This is a genomic window from Bacteroides sp. AF25-5LB (genome assembly GCF_003602965.1).
Taxonomy (GTDB): domain Bacteria; phylum Bacteroidota; class Bacteroidia; order Bacteroidales; family Bacteroidaceae; genus Bacteroides; species Bacteroides uniformis.
The window spans coordinates 262,051-278,804 of sequence record NZ_QTMC01000003.1 but is presented as its reverse complement, the minus strand read 5'-3'; the positions used below and the strand labels follow the sequence as shown (position 1 = coordinate 278,804).

At 48.0% G+C, this 16,754-nt stretch carries 16 protein-coding genes and 4 tRNA genes; 15 read left to right on the top strand and 5 right to left on the bottom strand.

Annotation, left to right across the window (positions count from 1 at the left end; genetic code table 11):
• Positions 1-41 precede the first annotated feature (41 nt).
• Together DWY57_RS05315 and DWY57_RS05310 are read left to right on the top strand one after the other, a co-directional pair.
• Positions 42-1,145, top strand: a complete 1,104-nt coding sequence (locus DWY57_RS05315) for an efflux RND transporter periplasmic adaptor subunit (protein ID WP_117601217.1) — start codon at positions 42-44, stop codon at positions 1,143-1,145.
• Positions 1,146-1,175: 30 nt separating this feature from the next.
• Complete coding sequence (locus tag DWY57_RS05310) at positions 1,176-2,504, top strand: TolC family protein (protein WP_117601216.1); 1,329 nt, start codon at positions 1,176-1,178, stop codon at positions 2,502-2,504.
• 83 nt (positions 2,505-2,587) lie between these two features.
• Here DWY57_RS05310 and DWY57_RS05305 read toward each other — a convergent pair whose 3' ends face one another.
• The 3 genes from DWY57_RS05305 to DWY57_RS05295 form a co-directional block, all read right to left on the bottom strand.
• Positions 2,588-3,499, bottom strand: coding sequence for a hypothetical protein (locus DWY57_RS05305; RefSeq protein ID WP_119961426.1), 912 nt, complete (start codon positions 3,497-3,499; stop codon positions 2,588-2,590).
• A gap of 13 nt (positions 3,500-3,512) precedes the next feature.
• On the bottom strand, positions 3,513-4,205 hold the full coding sequence (locus tag DWY57_RS05300; RefSeq protein WP_117601214.1) for a DUF4476 domain-containing protein: 693 nt from the start codon (positions 4,203-4,205) through the stop codon (positions 3,513-3,515).
• A 100-nt stretch (positions 4,206-4,305) separates the two neighbouring features.
• A complete protein-coding gene (locus DWY57_RS05295) occupies positions 4,306-5,142 on the bottom strand; it encodes a S1-like domain-containing RNA-binding protein (protein ID WP_117601213.1) in 837 nt (278 codons plus the stop codon).
• 193 nt (positions 5,143-5,335) lie between these two features.
• On the opposite strand from DWY57_RS05295, the gene DWY57_RS05290 reads away from it, so the two are divergent.
• The 13 genes from DWY57_RS05290 (at position 5,336) to DWY57_RS05230 (ending at position 16,213) form a co-directional block, all read left to right on the top strand.
• Positions 5,336-6,337, top strand: a complete 1,002-nt coding sequence (locus DWY57_RS05290; RefSeq protein WP_119961425.1) for a malate dehydrogenase — start codon at positions 5,336-5,338, stop codon at positions 6,335-6,337.
• A gap of 137 nt (positions 6,338-6,474) precedes the next feature.
• A tRNA-Phe gene (locus DWY57_RS05285) sits at positions 6,475-6,547 on the top strand.
• A gap of 15 nt (positions 6,548-6,562) precedes the next feature.
• A tRNA-Pro gene (locus tag DWY57_RS05280) sits at positions 6,563-6,635 on the top strand.
• Between the two features lie 404 nt (positions 6,636-7,039).
• A complete protein-coding gene (gene argR, locus DWY57_RS05275) occupies positions 7,040-7,513 on the top strand; it encodes an arginine repressor (protein ID WP_005825113.1) in 474 nt (157 codons plus the stop codon).
• A 35-nt stretch (positions 7,514-7,548) separates the two neighbouring features.
• Positions 7,549-8,106, top strand: a complete 558-nt coding sequence (locus tag DWY57_RS05270) for a GNAT family N-acetyltransferase (RefSeq protein WP_005825115.1) — start codon at positions 7,549-7,551, stop codon at positions 8,104-8,106.
• Positions 8,107-8,119: 13 nt separating this feature from the next.
• The gene (locus tag DWY57_RS05265; protein WP_117600278.1) at positions 8,120-9,325 is read left to right on the top strand and encodes an argininosuccinate synthase domain-containing protein; all 1,206 of its coding nucleotides are present in this window, start codon (positions 8,120-8,122) and stop codon (positions 9,323-9,325) included.
• Positions 9,326-9,544, top strand: coding sequence for a PspC domain-containing protein (locus DWY57_RS05260; protein WP_005825120.1), 219 nt, complete (start codon positions 9,326-9,328; stop codon positions 9,542-9,544).
• The gene (argC, locus tag DWY57_RS05255; RefSeq protein WP_005825122.1) at positions 9,537-10,505 is read left to right on the top strand and encodes an N-acetyl-gamma-glutamyl-phosphate reductase; all 969 of its coding nucleotides are present in this window, start codon (positions 9,537-9,539) and stop codon (positions 10,503-10,505) included. Before DWY57_RS05260 ends, argC begins: the two co-directional genes overlap by 8 nt.
• A gap of 6 nt (positions 10,506-10,511) precedes the next feature.
• Positions 10,512-11,633 carry an aspartate aminotransferase family protein gene (locus tag DWY57_RS05250; RefSeq protein WP_117600277.1) on the top strand — a complete coding sequence of 374 codons (1,122 nt, stop codon included), beginning with the start codon at positions 10,512-10,514 and terminating at the stop codon, positions 11,631-11,633.
• Positions 11,634-11,679: 46 nt separating this feature from the next.
• On the top strand, positions 11,680-12,453 hold the full coding sequence (proC, locus tag DWY57_RS05245; protein ID WP_016272529.1) for a pyrroline-5-carboxylate reductase: 774 nt from the start codon (positions 11,680-11,682) through the stop codon (positions 12,451-12,453).
• 72 nt (positions 12,454-12,525) lie between these two features.
• Positions 12,526-13,080, top strand: coding sequence for a cupin domain-containing protein (locus DWY57_RS05240; RefSeq protein WP_016272528.1), 555 nt, complete (start codon positions 12,526-12,528; stop codon positions 13,078-13,080).
• 7 nt (positions 13,081-13,087) lie between these two features.
• On the top strand, positions 13,088-14,743 hold the full coding sequence (locus DWY57_RS05235; RefSeq protein ID WP_009037781.1) for an AMP-binding protein: 1,656 nt from the start codon (positions 13,088-13,090) through the stop codon (positions 14,741-14,743).
• Between the two features lie 219 nt (positions 14,744-14,962).
• On the top strand, positions 14,963-16,213 hold the full coding sequence (locus DWY57_RS05230; protein WP_117965555.1) for an acyloxyacyl hydrolase: 1,251 nt from the start codon (positions 14,963-14,965) through the stop codon (positions 16,211-16,213).
• Between the two features lie 349 nt (positions 16,214-16,562).
• Here the strand turns inward: DWY57_RS05230 and DWY57_RS05225 are convergent.
• Positions 16,563-16,646, bottom strand: a tRNA-Leu gene (locus DWY57_RS05225).
• Between the two features lie 20 nt (positions 16,647-16,666).
• Positions 16,667-16,739 (bottom strand) — tRNA-Gly (locus DWY57_RS05220).
• Positions 16,740-16,754 lie beyond the last annotated feature (15 nt).

Below are 16,754 nucleotides of genomic sequence, written 5' to 3'. Positions count from 1 at the left end.
GTTACTATATCAATAGTAAATAATTAAATCATAAATATAAGATGAGAACTAAAAAGTATCTGAAAATTGCATTATTGGTAGTAATAGCTGCCTTGTTTATCTGGACATTTATATTCCTATATCAGAAGTCCCAACCTAAAGTAAAGGTATACGAAACAGTAGTTCCGGAAGTGACAGACCTCGAAAAGACCACCGTAGCCACCGGCAAAGTGGAACCAAGAGACGAAGTACTCATTAAACCGCAGATTTCCGGTATCATATCTGAAGTGTACAAGGAGGCCGGACAAAGCATAAAACAAGGCGAAGTGATTGCCAAAGTGAAGGTTATTCCAGAACTAGGCACATTAAACTCAGCCGAAAGCCGCGTACGGTTGGCGGAAATCAACGCTGCCCAAGCCGAAACAGACTTCGCACGTACCCAGAAGTTGTACAACGACAAGCTTATCAGCGCTGAAGAGTATGAAAAAGGAGAGGTAAGTGTAAAGCAAGCACGCGAGGAACTGCAGACTGCAAAAGACAACTTGGAAATTGTAAAGGAAGGCATCACCAAGAACAGCGCCTCTTTCAGTAGTACGCTGATTCGTTCCACCATTACCGGTCTGATTCTGGATGTGCCCATCAAAGTCGGTAACTCGGTTATCATGAGTAACACCTTCAATGACGGAACCACTATCGCTACCGTTGCTAACATGAACGATTTGATTTTCCGCGGCAACATTGACGAAACGGAAGTGGGCCGTGTACACGAAGGTATGCCGGTGAAACTGACAATCGGCGCCCTGCAGAATCTTTCGTTCGATGCCACACTGGAATACATATCTCCGAAGGGTGTGGAAGAAAACGGTGCCAACCAGTTTGAAATCAAAGCTGCCATTGCCGCACCGGACAGCGTACAGATACGTTCCGGCTATTCTGCCAACGCAGAAATCGTATTGGACCGTGCCCAGAAAACGCTTGCCGTTCCGGAAAGTACTGTTGAATTCAATGGGGACAGCACCTTTGTATACGTAATGACGGACAGCGTACCGGTACAAAAGTTCGAACGCCGTCCCATACAGGTCGGCATGAGCGACGGCATAAAGATTGCCATCAAAAGCGGCATCAGTGCCCAGGATAAGCTTCGCGGTGCAGAGAAAAAGGATTAACAAACGGAATAGCTTAAAAAGATATACGACATGAATAAAAAGATATTCTTATACCTCGCCATATTCGGCAGTATCTCAGTGCAGGCGCAGGAACGCTGGTCTTTGCGCCAATGCATAGACTATGCCATCGAGCATAACATCAGTATCCGCCAAACAGCCAACGCTGCCGAACAGAGTGCTGTCGAGGTAAATACAGCCAAATGGGCACGACTGCCGAACCTGAATGCCAGTGCCGGCCAGAGCTGGAACTGGGGACGTACGCAAACAGCCATCAAGAACGAGGATACGGGAGACTACTCCACTGTATACGTCAACACCAGCAGTCACGGAACCAACATGTCCGTCAATACCAGCATACCTATTTTTACCGGTCTGGAAATTCCCCACCAGTATGCATTGGCCAAACTGAACCTCAAAGCTGCCATTGCCGACCTGGACAAAGCCAAGGAAGATATTGCCATCAATATAGCTTCAGCCTACCTGCAAGTGCTGTTCAATGAAGAGCTCCACCAGGTGGCGCTGGGACAAGTACAACTGAGTAAAGAGCAATATGTCCGTATCAGCCGGCTAGCAGAACTGGGCAAGGCTTCTCCGGCAGAACTGGCAGAAGCCAAAGCACGTGTGGCACAAGACGAGATGAATGTGGTACAGACGAACAATAATTATAAGTTGGCTCTGCTCGACCTCAGCCAGCTTATCGAGCTGGAAACACCTGAAGGGTTCAGTCTGGAATCTCCGGCAGTCAATCTGGAGCTGGTTCCTCTCACTCCTCCGGATGAAATATTCCAAACAGCTATGGTAAGCAAAGCCTCCATTCAGGCGGCACAGTTCCGTCTGGAAGGCAGCAAGCATAGCATCCGCATTGCCCAGAGCAACTACTACCCACAACTGAGCTTGAACGGTAGTCTCGGTACAAATTACTATTCTACCATTGACCGCACCTTCAGCCAGCAGATGAACGATAACTTCAACAAATATGTAGGCTTCAACCTCAGCGTACCTATTTTCAACCGCCTCTCTACCCGTAACCGGGTGCGCACGGCACGCCTGCAACGTGAAAACTATGCCTTGCAACTGGATGATGCCAAAAAGACGCTTTACAAGGAAATCCAGCAAGCATGGTACAACGCCGCCGCTGCCGAAAGCAAATATACCAGCAGCCATACAGCCACCGTTGCCAGCGAAGAATCTTTCAAGCTGATGAGCGAGAAATATGAAAATGGTAAAGCAAATGCCGTGGAATACAATGAAGCAAAACAAAACCTTATGAAATCCCAATCAGACGAACTGCAGGCCAAGTATGACTATCTGTTCCGTACCAAGATTCTGGATTTCTATAAAGGAGAACCGATTGAGTAAAAAACGAAGTATAATTTTAGTTGTTGTGTTTGATTCTCCCCTCTCCCTGCTTCATGCAGGCGAGAGGGGAGTTTTTTGTTCTTCTATCTCCTTGTATTTTCCGAAGAACGGGAAGAGCTACTGCGGGTAGTGCTTGAAGAGCTGCTGCGACGGCTTTCGGAATTCCGTACGCCGGAAGCATTTCTTCTTTCCTTACTTTCCGTCTTTACCCTGCTACGGCTGGGGCTCTTATCATTATTTTTAGTTCTTGTGGTTTCTATTTTCTCTTTACTCGACTTTCTGCCACTATCCACACTACTACGTCGCGTACTGCTGTTACGTGTACCTGTACTAATGCGATTATTACTACCGTTGCTACGTCGCGTGGTATATACATCATCCCTGCCTGCCGGACGCTTATGCGAATTTGGGCGGATGTTCACCGAACCGAAATCTGAACGGCGGCTGGTGTGGTACGACTTATCATTCCGAATGCTCCACGAACCGGTATAGTGCGGATGATGGTAACGACCGCGATAATAGCTGTTGTGATAGTGCGTACGACAATGCCCACCGCAATATGTACGGTAATGATACGGCCGCGGGAAATAGAAATGATTATGGTTGGTGTAAGTGATGTAAACCCTAAAAGACCAACGCCCACCACTTACATAAACCGGACGGTAAAAATAGGCGGCCTGCATGAAACGGCCATACTGCCGGTTATTCAGCACCCATCGAAGATCGTCATTGCGCACATCCAGATAATCGTAATAGCGATTCAAGGCCCATTCCTCCCCCCGAAGAACGTCATCCATCAGATAGCGTATACCGGAAATGAAATCATAGTTTATTTCGTACACGTCATTATACTGTTCTGTATTCAGGTTCAATTCATAGGCCATCTTGTCCGTAAGAAAGCGGGTCTCTTTACGCACTTTGCTGTTGCTCATTGCCGCACTGCAAACAGCTGTGCTCATCATAGCGGCAAGAAATATAAATATAATCCGTTTCATAATCCCTCCTTTTTTAGTTATTCTTCTCATGATATTGTTTGATGAAGGCATTTATCTCGTTCTTGTCCGACGAGAAGGTCAGCTTGTCTATCGCATAATAGAAATTCGGTTTATCGACTATTTTAGGATAAATCTTCTTCATCAACTGCTTCTTTTCACTGTCGAAACGATAAAAATCCATCAGACGGATACACTGGTCAGTAGTGAACCAAGAGGTCAGCAAGGCATGGTCGAGCACTTCCTTACGGTCTGAATCGAAACTCTGTTTTTCCATCAGCCCCATAAACTGTTCGAAGGCAGAGGGAGACATTACCCGTTCATACTGCCCGCCCCCTGACGGTCTGTCACCGGGTCTGCCAGGCTTGTGATGATTAGAAGTACCCCAGTTTCCACCAGGTCTTTTGTCCTCTGGAATGAAAATATCTTCCACTTCATTGATGGAGCAATGCACACGTTCATCATATAGGAGTTTTCCTCTTCGGGGATTCCCCCCACGGGATGGCGCTTCATAAACCTCCACCCGACAACTACCACGCAGATTGGCTACAAAACAACTGAAAGTAGGCAGGCAAACCTGCTGTCCGTCGACCAATACCACCACTCTACGGTATGGACTTTCTATACGGATTCCGTCTATGGGCGCCGCTTTTATTGCGGGAAACGCTACCAGAACTAGACAAACACTTAATATCAAATGACGTATCATGACTTTTCTTTTTTTATTGTACGACAAAAATAGGGAGAGGAAATTCCCCTCCCTAATGATTGTCTCTATTTACAAGTAGGGAAATTCCTAATGACTGGGACTAATTCCTAATCCTGATTCCATCTTCCTCCAATACAACCAGATGTTTTTTGTACAAATCTCCCACAGCCTTTTTGAAGGTTTTCTTGCTGACACCGAAAGTTGCATAGATTTCTTCTGCCGGACTCTTGTCATTCAAAGCTATCCGTCCGCCCTGTTCACGGATATAGTCCAGCAGCGTAGCTGAGAAATCTTCTACTTTAGCCTGCCCCGTTTTTTGAAGCAGCAGGTCTATCTTGCCGTCTTCACGTACCTGCTTCACATAGGCTTTCATCCTCATGCCCGTGTGCAGTGGCTGAAATATCTCGCTCTCATATAGCAAGCCGCTATATTCATCGTTGATGATCGCCTTGAATCCCAAATCCGTCTTCTGCCAAATCAGGATATCCACCTCCTGCCCCGACTCATAGGCGGCCTTCTCTTTGGAAAGATAACGGTCTACCTTGGCCGATGCCACGATACGATAGCTTTCATCATCCAAATGGGCATGAACCACATACTTCTTTCCCACCTGCATCTTCATTTTCTGTTCGCGGAAGGGGACGAAAAGATCCTTCATCAATCCCCAGTTAAGGAAAGCACCATACTGGTTTATCCACGCCACCTCCAAGCAGGCAAACTGCCCGACCTGCACTAACGGTGTCAGAGTAGTGGCTACCAGACGTTCTTCGTTATCAAGATATATAAAAACGTTCAGTTTGTCTCCCACCTTACAGTCTTGGGGGACATAACGCGACGGAAGCAGAATTTCACCTTCTTCGCCACCGTCCAGATACATGCCGAAGGCTACCTCCTTCACCACTTCCAGCGTATTGTACTTTCCTAACTCAATGCTCATAGTTTCTTACTTATCTTCATTTTCCCAACAAAGATAAGTAATTTAGGTACAATACAGCAGTTCGGAAAGAAGAAATAACTTTTTGCTCTAAAAGATAACTTTTTTCTATGAACAACTCTCTTCAAAAAGGGTTATCTTTGTATCGTGACAATCAGCAAGAAAAGATATTACTCACCTTTAAATAAAAAAGATTATGGAATTTCTGACAAATGACAAATTGACAATCGTCGGCGCAGCCGGCATGATCGGTTCAAACATGGCACAGACTGCAATCATGATGCATCTCACTCCCAACCTATGTCTGTACGACCCTTATGCTCCCGGACTGGAAGGTGTGGCCGAAGAGCTGTTCCACTGCGGATTCGAAGGAATGAACATCACATTTACCTCCGATATCAAAGAAGCGCTGACCGGTGCCAAGTATGTGGTATCATCAGGCGGTGCCGCCCGCAAGGCCGGCATGACCCGCGAAGACCTTTTGAAAGGCAATGCCGCTATTGCCGAAGAATTCGGTAAGAATGTAAAAGCCTACTGTCCGGATGTGAAGCACGTGGTTGTCATTTTCAACCCTGCCGACATCACCGGTCTGATTACCCTATTGTATTCCGGCCTGAAACCTTCACAAGTGACCACACTGGCTGCCCTCGACAGCACCCGCCTGCGCAGTGAACTTTCCAAGCACTTCGGCATTGCCCCCGACAAAATCGCAAATTGCCGTACCTACGGCGGTCATGGTGAACAGATGGCTGTATATGCCTCTACCGCCAAGGTGGACGGTAAACCGTTACTTGATATCATCGGTACCCCTGCCCTGACTAAAGAGCAGTGGGTCGAAATCCAGACTAAGGTAACCAAAGGCGGTGCCAACATCATCGCCCTCCGTGGACGTTCTTCCTTCCAGAGTCCGGCATACGTCTCTATCGAAATGATAGCTGCAGCGATGGGTGGCAAACCGTTCCGCTGGCCTGCCGGTACATATGTACACAGCCACGGCTTCGACCACATCATGATGGCAATGGAAACTGAAATTACCAAAGACGGTGTACACTACAAGGAACTGAACGGCACACCCGAAGAAGAAGCCAAACTGAAAGAAAGCTATGCCCACCTCTGCAAACTTCGTGACGAAGTGATAGAAATGGGAGTACTGCCTGCCATCAAAGACTGGCACAGCATCAATCCGAATATCGACTGATGTCTTCGATAGCAAATGATTTTTAGAAGTAAGGTGCCTCGCTCCATAGAGCAAGAGGCACCTTTTTTAGATATTTTTCCTCAAAAAGCCTTGCGGTATAAAAAAAACTCTTTATCTTTGCACCCGCAAACGAAAAAGGTGCCATAGCTCAGTTGGTAGAGCAAAGGACTGAAAATCCTTGTGTCCCCGGTTCGATTCCTGGTGGCACCACTTTTCAAAAGCAATCGGAATGTAGCGCAGTTGGTAGCGCACTACGTTCGGGACGTAGGGGTCGGGCGTTCGAGTCGCCTCATTCCGACAGAAAAGGCTTAACTTTTAGAAGTTAAGCCTTTTTTATTTCATCCCTCCTCTCCTCCGGTTTCCCGACCATAAGAGAGGGGGGGGGCAACGTAACAATCTGGGACCAACGTAAAAACCTGAGGGATTCTATTTCTATGCATATAATTTTTGTACAGTTTTTGATTGAAAGGGTGTCAGATTTGACAATTGCATATCTATTCTATATTATATCAACATTTACCAAAGACATACGGAAACAATCTCCAATAACGTAAAAGAACAAACAAGACTCCAACAAAGAGAACAAAAACAACATATACAGTACGCCCGATGTATAAAAAGAATAAAAAAGCTCTCATTTTTGCATATTCTTTCCGAAATAATCCCTAATTTTGCACTACTCTTAGAATAATTATACAGAAAATGAAGAAAAAAGCCAATCGGTTAGACGCCATCAAGATGATTATCTCAAGCAAAGACGTCAGTTCTCAGGAAGAACTGTTGCAAGCTTTGAGCAAGGAAGGCTTTGAACTGACACAAGCCACCTTGTCACGCGACTTGAAACAGCTGAAAGTAGCGAAAGCAGCGAACATGAACGGTAAATACGTATATGTGCTGCCCAACAACATCATGTATAAACGTTCGAACGACCAGAGTGCAAGTGAAATGCTGATGACAAGCGGATTCGTTTCACTTCAATTTTCGGGCAATATTGCCGTCATCCGTACCCGGCCCGGATATGCCAGCAGCATGGCCTACGACATCGACAACCGAGAGTGTCCCGCCATTCTGGGTACCATTGCCGGAGATGACACCATCATGCTGGTGGTGCACGAAGCAGCGTCACATGACGAGGTACGCAGCTTCCTATCGCAAATCATCCCGAACATTAAATGATAGATAACAACAAAAAACAAGAAATTAAATAAGAAATGGATTCGAAACAAATTGATGTGATGGTGGCTGACGCCTCACATGAAGTTTACGTAGACAAGATTTTGGATACCATCCGGGAAGCTGCCAAGGTACGCGGAACGGGCATCGCAGAACGCACACACGAATACGTAGCTACTAAAATGAAAGAAGGAAAGGCCATCATAGCCTTGTGTGGAGATGATTTTGCCGGTTTCACCTACATAGAGAGCTGGGGTAACAAGCAATATGTAGCAACCTCCGGTTTGATAGTACACCCCAAATATCGGGGACTGGGGCTGGCAAAACGTATCAAGACCGCTTCTTTCCGCCTGGCACGCCTACGCTGGCCTAATGCTAAAGTTTTCAGTCTCACCAGCGGAGCTGCTGTCATGAAAATGAATACCGAGCTGGGATATGTGCCCGTCACCTTCAACGAACTGACCGATGACGAATCGTTCTGGAAAGGTTGCGAAGGCTGTATAAACCATGATATATTGGTAGCTAAGAACCGTAAATTCTGCATTTGCACAGCAATGCTTTACGACCCGAAGCTGCACGAAGAGGATAAAATATAAAAATACTAAGGATATGGAAAAGAAGAAGAAAGTAGTAGTCGCATTCAGCGGAGGTTTGGATACCTCGTTTACGGTGATGTATCTTACCAAAGAAAAAGGGTACGAAGTATATGCAGCTTGTGCCAATACGGGCGGTTTCAGTGCTGAACAGTTGAAGACAAACGAAGAAAATGCCTACAAGCTGGGCGCCAAAGAATACGTCACCCTCGACGTGACGCAGGAATACTATGAGAAAAGCTTGAAATACATGGTATTCGGCAATGTTTTGCGTAACGGTACCTATCCTATTTCTGTAAGTTCCGAACGTATCTTCCAAGCATTGGCCATTGCACGTTATGCCAACGAAATCGGCGCGGATGCCATCGCCCACGGTTCTACGGGTGCGGGTAACGACCAGATTCGTTTTGACATGACTTTCCTCGTCATGGCTCCGGGCGTGGAAATCATCACGCTGACACGCGACATGGCACTGAGCCGTCAGGAAGAGATTGATTATCTGAACAAACACGGCTTTGCCGCCGACTTCACCAAACTGAAATATTCCTATAACGTAGGTTTGTGGGGCACTTCCATTTGCGGTGGCGAGATTCTGGATTCCGCGCAAGGGTTGCCCGAAAGCGCCTATCTGAAGCACTGCACCAAAGAGGGCAGCGAGCAGTTGCGCCTCACTTTTGAAAAAGGTGAGCTGAAAGCCGTGAACGACGAGACATTCGACGCCCCCATCAAAGCCATCCAGAAGGTAGAAGAGATTGGTGCGGCATACGGTATCGGTCGCGACATGCACGTAGGCGACACGATTATCGGTATCAAAGGCCGCGTAGGTTTCGAAGCTGCCGCACCTATGCTGATTATCGGAGCACACAAGTTCCTCGAGAAGTACACTTTGAGCAAATGGCAGCAATACTGGAAGGACCAGGTAGCCAACTGGTATGGCATGTTCCTGCACGAAAGCCAATATCTGGAACCAGTAATGCGCGACATCGAAGCCATGCTGGAATCCTCGCAACGCAACGTAAACGGTACGGCTATCCTCGAACTTCACCCGCTCTGCTTTTCTACCGTAGGTGTAGAAAGCAAAGATGACCTTGTGAAAAACAAGTTTGGTGAATACGGTGAGATGCAGAAAGGATGGACGGCAGAAGATGCCAAGGGCTTCATCAAAGTAACCTCCACAGCACTGCGTGCTTATTATTCAAATCATAAAGACGAGAAAATCTAAATGACCGGCAGGAAGCAAAAACTGACACGTCCCCGGACTGGAAGGATGCTTTCAGGCGTATGTGCAGGACTGGCAAACTTTTTCGGACTCGATGTCTCATTGGTGCGTATCGTTTATACGTTCGCCACGATCTTTACTGCATTTGCAGGCATACCCATATACATTATAATGCTAATTGTTATACCACAAGAACCAAATAGATATTATCGAAATGATTAAAGTAGGAATCATCGGCGGAGCCGGATACACGGCAGGCGAACTGATACGTTTGCTGCTCAACCATCCGGAAGCGGAAATCGTTTTCATAAACAGCTCAAGCAACGCCGGCAACAAAATTACCGACGTACACGAAGGACTGTACGGCGAAACAGACTTGGTATTTACCGACCAGCTCCCGCTGGAAGAAATCGACGTACTCTTTTTCTGTACGGCACATGGCGACACGAAGAAGTTCCTCGAAAGCCACAACGTGCCCGAGGAACTGAGAATCATCGACCTCTCCATGGACTACCGCATAGCCTCTCCCGAACACGACTTCATCTACGGCCTGCCGGAGCTGAACCGCCGTGCCACCTGCAAAGCGAAGCACGTAGCCAATCCGGGCTGCTTTGCCACCTGCATACAGCTGGGGCTGCTACCGCTTGCCAAACATCTGATGCTGAATGATGATATCATGGTGAACGCCATTACCGGAAGTACCGGCGCCGGTGTGAAACCGGGCGCCACGAGCCACTTCAGCTGGCGCAACAACAACATGAGTGTCTACAAAGCTTTCGAGCACCAGCATGTGCCCGAAATCAAGCAATCGCTCAAACAGCTGCAGAACAGCTTTGATGCGGACATTGACTTCATCCCCTACCGCGGCGACTTCCCGCGCGGCATCTTCACCACCATTGTGGTGAAGACCAAAGTGGCCCTGGAAGAAATCGTCCGCATGTACGAAGAATATTACGCCAAAGATTCCTTTACCCACATCGTGGAGAAGAATATCGACCTGAAGCAAGTGGTAAACACCAACAAGTGCCTCATCCATCTGGAGAAGCACGGCGACAAACTGCTTATCATTTCCTGCATCGATAACCTCCTGAAAGGCGCCAGCGGACAAGCTGTCCATAACATGAATTTAATGTTTAACCTGGAAGAGACCGTAGGTTTACGGTTGAAACCTTCTGCATTCTAAAAAAAAATGAATTTATTCGACGTATACCCTCTCTTTGACATCAACATCGTCAAAGGAAAAGGCTGCCATGTATGGGACGAGAACGGTACCGAATATCTCGACCTCTACGGTGGCCATGCAGTCATCTCAATCGGACATGCACATCCACATTATGTAGAGATGGTGAGCAATCAAGTTGCTACGTTAGGATTCTACTCAAACTCAGTAATCAACAAGCTGCAACAGCAAGTGGCAGAGCGTTTGGGAAAGGTCTGCGGCTATGATGATTACTCACTCTTCCTCATCAACAGCGGTGCCGAAGCCAATGAAAACGCCTTGAAACTCGCCTCTTTCTACAATGGCCGTACCCGTGTGATATCCTTCTCAAAAGCATTCCACGGACGTACCTCACTGGCGGTGGAAGTAACGAACAATCCTAAAATCATCGCTCCCATCAACAACTGCGGGCACGTCACCTACCTCCCGTTGAACGACATCGAAGCCATGAAGGCCGAATTGTCCAAAGGAGATGTCTGCGCAGTGATTATCGAAGGCATACAAGGTGTAGGCGGCATCCAACTGCCGACAGACGAATTCATGCAGGCTCTCCGCCAGACTTGTACGGAACACAACACGGTCTTGATTCTCGATGAAATCCAAAGCGGCTACGGACGCAGCGGCAAGTTCTTCGCCCATCAGTACAACGGCATCAAAGCCGACATCGTCACCGTGGCAAAAGGCATCGGCAATGGTTTCCCGATGGCAGGCGTACTCATCAGCCCAATGTTTACACCGGTATACGGGCAACTTGGAACCACTTTCGGTGGAAACCACCTGGCTTGCAGTGCCGCCCTTGCCGTACTGGACGTCATAGAGCAAGAAAAACTGATAGAAAATGCAGCGCAAGTCGGTGACTTCCTGATGACAGAACTGAGAAAGTTCCCGCAAATCAAGGATGTTCGCGGACGAGGACTGATGATAGGACTGGAATTTGAAGCCCCCATCAAGGTACTGCGCCTAAGACTGCTGAAAGAGCAACATGTATTCACCGGCGTAAGCGGTACGAATGTGCTCCGCCTGCTGCCGCCTCTGTGCCTCAGCATGGACGAAGCAAAGGAATTCTTGAAACGCTTCAAGAAAGTTCTTTAATTTATCTACCTTTGCCAACAGACAACTCTTTTAACAACAAGAAAATATGAAAATAGCAATTATCGGTGCCGGAAATATGGGAGGCTCCATCGCCCGCGGGCTGGCAAAAGGAACAATCATCCCTGCCGGTGACATCATTGTCTCCAACCCCACCCAGGACAAGCTGGACAAACTGAAGGCAGAATTCCCCGCTTTGCAAGTGACTAACGACAATCAGGAAGCAGTGACCGGTGCAGATATGATAATCTTTGCCGTGAAGCCATGGCTGATGAAACTTGTGGTAAAGGAATTGAAACTGAGAGGCACACAGATTCTTATCTCCGTTGCAGCCGGTATTCCCTTCGAAGAACTGACACACTATGTAGCAGACAAGGAAATGACCATGTTCCGCCTTATTCCCAATACAGCCATCAGCGAAATGGAAAGTATGACACTCATCGCCAGCCGCAATGCCACCAAGGAGCAGGAGCAGCTGATGCTGGACATTTTCAACCAGATGGGACTTGCCATGCTCATTCCCGAGGAAAAGATTGCGGCAACCACCGCCATGACTTCCTGTGGCATCGCCTATGTGCTGAAGTACATCCAGGCAGCTATGCAGGCCGGCATTGAAATGGGTATCTACCCCAAAGACGGCATGCGCATGGTGGCACAGTCCGTGAAGGGAGCAGCCGAGCTGATTCTGAACAGTAACACACACCCCAGTGTTGAGATTGACAAGGTGTGTACTCCCGGAGGAATTACCATCAAGGGAATCAACGAACTGGAACACGAAGGATTCACCTCCACTGTGATTAAAGCTATCAAAGCGAGTATTTAATGTGCCAATATGCCAATGCCCTGCGGCGTAACGGTGTATTTCAATAACAACCCATTTAAAACAAATATAATTATGGACGAACAAATCAGACAAATAGCCGAACGCCTGCGCGGACTGCGTGACGTATTGGAACTGACTGCCGACGATATCGCCCGCGACTGCGACATCTCTGCAGAAGAGTACCGCCTGGCCGAAACCGGAGAATTCGACATCTCGGTCAGCATGCTGCAGAAGATAGCACGGCACTACGGCATATCACTGGACGCACTGATGTTTGGGCAAGAGCCCAAAATGAGCTCCTACTTCCTGACACGTGCCGGAAAAGGAACCAGTATAGAACGTACCAAGGCATATAAATACCAATCACTGGCAGCCGGTTTCATCAACCGCACGGCAGACCCGTTCATCGTGACCGTAGAACCGAAACCGGACAGCGAGCCGATACATTACAACAGCCATGCCGGTCAGGAGTTCAACCTCGTACTGGAAGGCCGTATGATGGTCAGCATCGACGGCAAAGACTTAATCTTAAACGAAGGAGACAGTCTATACTTCAACTCCAAACTGCCGCACGGCATGAAGGCGCTTGACGGAAAGACTGTAAAATTCCTGGCAGTAATCATGTAATAAAGTTATGGTAGAAAGATTTTTATCTCAAACATCCTTCACCTCACAGGAGGACTTCATCAAGAACCTGAAGATAAACGTACCGGAGAACTTCAACTTCGGCTATGACGTAGTGGATGCCTGGGCAGCCGAGCAGCCCGACAAACCCGCACTGTTGTGGACCAATGACCAGGGCGAATGCCGGCAGTTTACCTTTGCCGACATGAAACGGTACACAGACATGACGGCTTCCTATTTCCAAAGCCTCGGCATCGGGCACGGAGACATGGTGATGCTGATACTGAAACGCCGTTATGAATTCTGGTTCAGCATTGTGGCACTGCACAAACTCGGTGCAGTGGTGATTCCCGCCACCCACCTGCTGACGAAGAAAGACATCGTATACCGCTGCAACGCCGCAGACATTAAAATGATAGTCTGTGCCGGCGAAAGCGTCATCACCGACCATATCACGGCAGCTATGCCAGAGTCTCCTTCTGTGAAACGCCTCGTAAGCGTCGGGCCGGAAGCTCCCGAAGGATTCGAAGACTTCCACAAAGGTATCGAGGCCGCCGCTCCTTTCGTGAAACCGGAACATCCGAACACGAACGATGACATCTCCCTGATGTACTTCACCAGCGGTACTACCGGAGAGCCCAAAATGGTGGCCCACGACTTCACCTATCCGTTGGGACATATCGTCACCGGCAGCTTCTGGCACAACCTGAAAGAGAGCAGCCTACACCTCACCATTGCCGACACCGGTTGGGGAAAAGCCGTGTGGGGCAAGCTCTACGGACAATGGATTGCCGGCGCCAACGTATTTGTATACGACCACGAGAAATTCACTCCCGCAGCCATACTGGAGAAGATACAAGATTATCACGTCACGTCGCTTTGTGCACCGCCCACCATCTTCCGATTCCTCATTCACGAAGACCTCACGAAGTACGACCTATCCAGTCTGGAATACTGCACCATCGCCGGAGAAGCATTGAACCCCGCTGTATTCGAGACCTTCAAGAAGTTAACGGGCATCAAGCTGATGGAGGGCTTCGGACAGACCGAAACGACCCTTACCGTTGCCACCATGCCGTGGATGGAACCGAAACCCGGCAGCATGGGATTGCCCAATCCGCAATACGATGTAGACCTGATAGACCACGAAGGACGTTCCGTGGAAGCCGGTGAACAGGGACAGATTGTAATCCGTACCGACAAAGGCAAACCGCTGGGATTGTTCAAGGAATACTACCGTGATGCCAACCGCACCCACGAGGCATGGAACAACGGCATTTACTACACGGGAGATGTAGCCTGGAAGGACGAAGACGGCTACCTCTGGTTCGTGGGCCGCGCCGACGACGTCATCAAAAGTAGCGGCTACCGCATCGGCCCGTTCGAAGTGGAAAGTGCATTGATGACCCACCCAGCCGTAGTAGAATGTGCCATTACCGGTGTGCCTGATGAAATCCGCGGCCAAGTGGTAAAAGCTACGATTGTGTTGGCAAAAGAGTACAAGGCACGCGCCGGAGAAGAGCTTGTCAAGGAGTTGCAGAACCATGTGAAGAAAGTGACGGCTCCCTACAAATACCCGCGTGTCATCGAATTTGTTGATGAGCTCCCCAAAACCATCAGCGGGAAAATCCGCCGTGTGGAAATCCGGGAGAACGACCGGAAATAACACTCGCCACCCAGCATCTGAATCATAAGACAACATCCGGGTAAATGAATAAGGAAGGGGTAAAACCGAAGTCTGCCATTCTATTGACGATTTCAGTTTTACCCCCTCTTTTTACAAATAGTTGTCTCATTGTGAATACCAAAAGGAGAAAAAAACTATATTTGCACGAAATTAAACTTCACTTGGAACATTTATAAACAAGAAAGACCGACACGGCATATGAAAAATAGCATGCAGATATGGAAAATACTGGCTTTCTTAGGAGCGGTACTTTTCTTGTCTGATACAATATACGCCCAACAATGGACATCCGATAGTCATTCGGAATACAAACGGGATACACTCCCTTTCTCACAGCGCTTCATCCACAGATTAGGCGTAGAAGGGCGTGCTGGCTATATTTTTCAGACCAACCCTTTTCTGGAGTACTCCAACCACCAATACAAGGCCATGAAAAATGCCTATGCCGGCCATCTGAAATACTCCTTCCAGCTCCGTCCCCACACCGTTGCCGACCAGGCTTATATAGGAGCCTATCAAGGGATTGGAGTCGGCTATTTCAACTTCGGCAATCCGGAAGAACTGGGCAACCCGCTGGCGGTCTATCTGTTTCAAGGGGGACGCATCGCCCAATTCAGCCCCCGCATATCCTTGAACTATGAATGGAACTTCGGCGCATCGTTCGGCTGGAAACCCTACGATGAATATGACAACCCGGAGAACCAGATTATCGGCTCGAAAGTGAATGCCTATCTCAATGTGAACCTCTACTTAAAGTGGGCACTCTCCCCCAAGTTCGACTTGATGATAGGAGCTACCGGAAGCCACTTTTCCAACGGAAACACCCAATATCCCAACTCCGGTCTGAACACGGTGGACTGCAAAGTGGGACTGGTATATAACTTTAACCGCAGAGCGGATGAACTCGCCCAATCATGGCAACGCCCTATTGTTCCTCCATTCCCCCGCCACGTCAGCTACGACTTGACTTTGTTCGGCTCCTGGCGAAAGAAAGCAGTGGCCCATGAGGGCAGTAGTGGCCAGGTACCCGCACCCGGCACTTACAACGTGTTCGGTTTCAGCTTTGCACCCATGTACAACTTCGGCTATAAATTCCGCGCCGGTGTGGCGTTGGACGGCGTATACGACCACAGTGCGAACATGAAAGAATCGTACGAGGAAGAGAACGGCTTCTATACTCCGCCCGCCAAGAAGCAGATGGCATTGGGCTTATCCGCCCGCGGAGAATTTGTCATGCCTTACTTCACGGTAGGTATCGGTCTGGGAGCCAATGTTCTGCACGGCGGCGGTGACATGAAGTCTTTCTATCAGATTCTTGCCCTGAAAATAGACGTAACACGCAATTCGTATCTCCATATAGGATATAACCTCCGGGAATTTCATGAGCCCAATTATCTGATGTTGGGTATCGGCTATCGGTTCAATAACAAACGCCCCAAGCTGTTCTGAACAATAAAGAGGAGGCTATTTATATAGATTCTTTTATTTCATCTGCAAGCACATATTAGTAAGTGCCACGCGCATATCATCTACTATAGTATTATAGTTAGTTTGTTAGTTCACAGCGATGAACACTTTGTTCAAGTATAGAGAAACAGTTTGTTCCAATAAGGAAAAACAGTTTGTTTTCATATGATGAAACGAAATGTTTTGTTAAGGGAAACAAAGTGTTCGCCATAATGAAACAACTTGTTCTATTAAGGGAAACACTTTGTTCGCTATAGAGAAACGGTCTTTCATATCAAGAGCTTATAAAGAAAAAGCTCTGCAAATCAATGATTCACAGAGCTTAATCGAGTACTCGAAGCGGGACTTGAACCCGCACAGCCGCAATGGCCAAAGGATTTTAAGTCCTTCGTGTCTACCATTCCACCATTCGAGCATCCTAAAAAGGGAAAAGAGAGCGGAAAACGAGACTCGAACTCGCGACCCTAACCTTGGCAAGGTTATGCTCTACCAACTGAGCTATTTCCGCATTTGGAGAACGGGT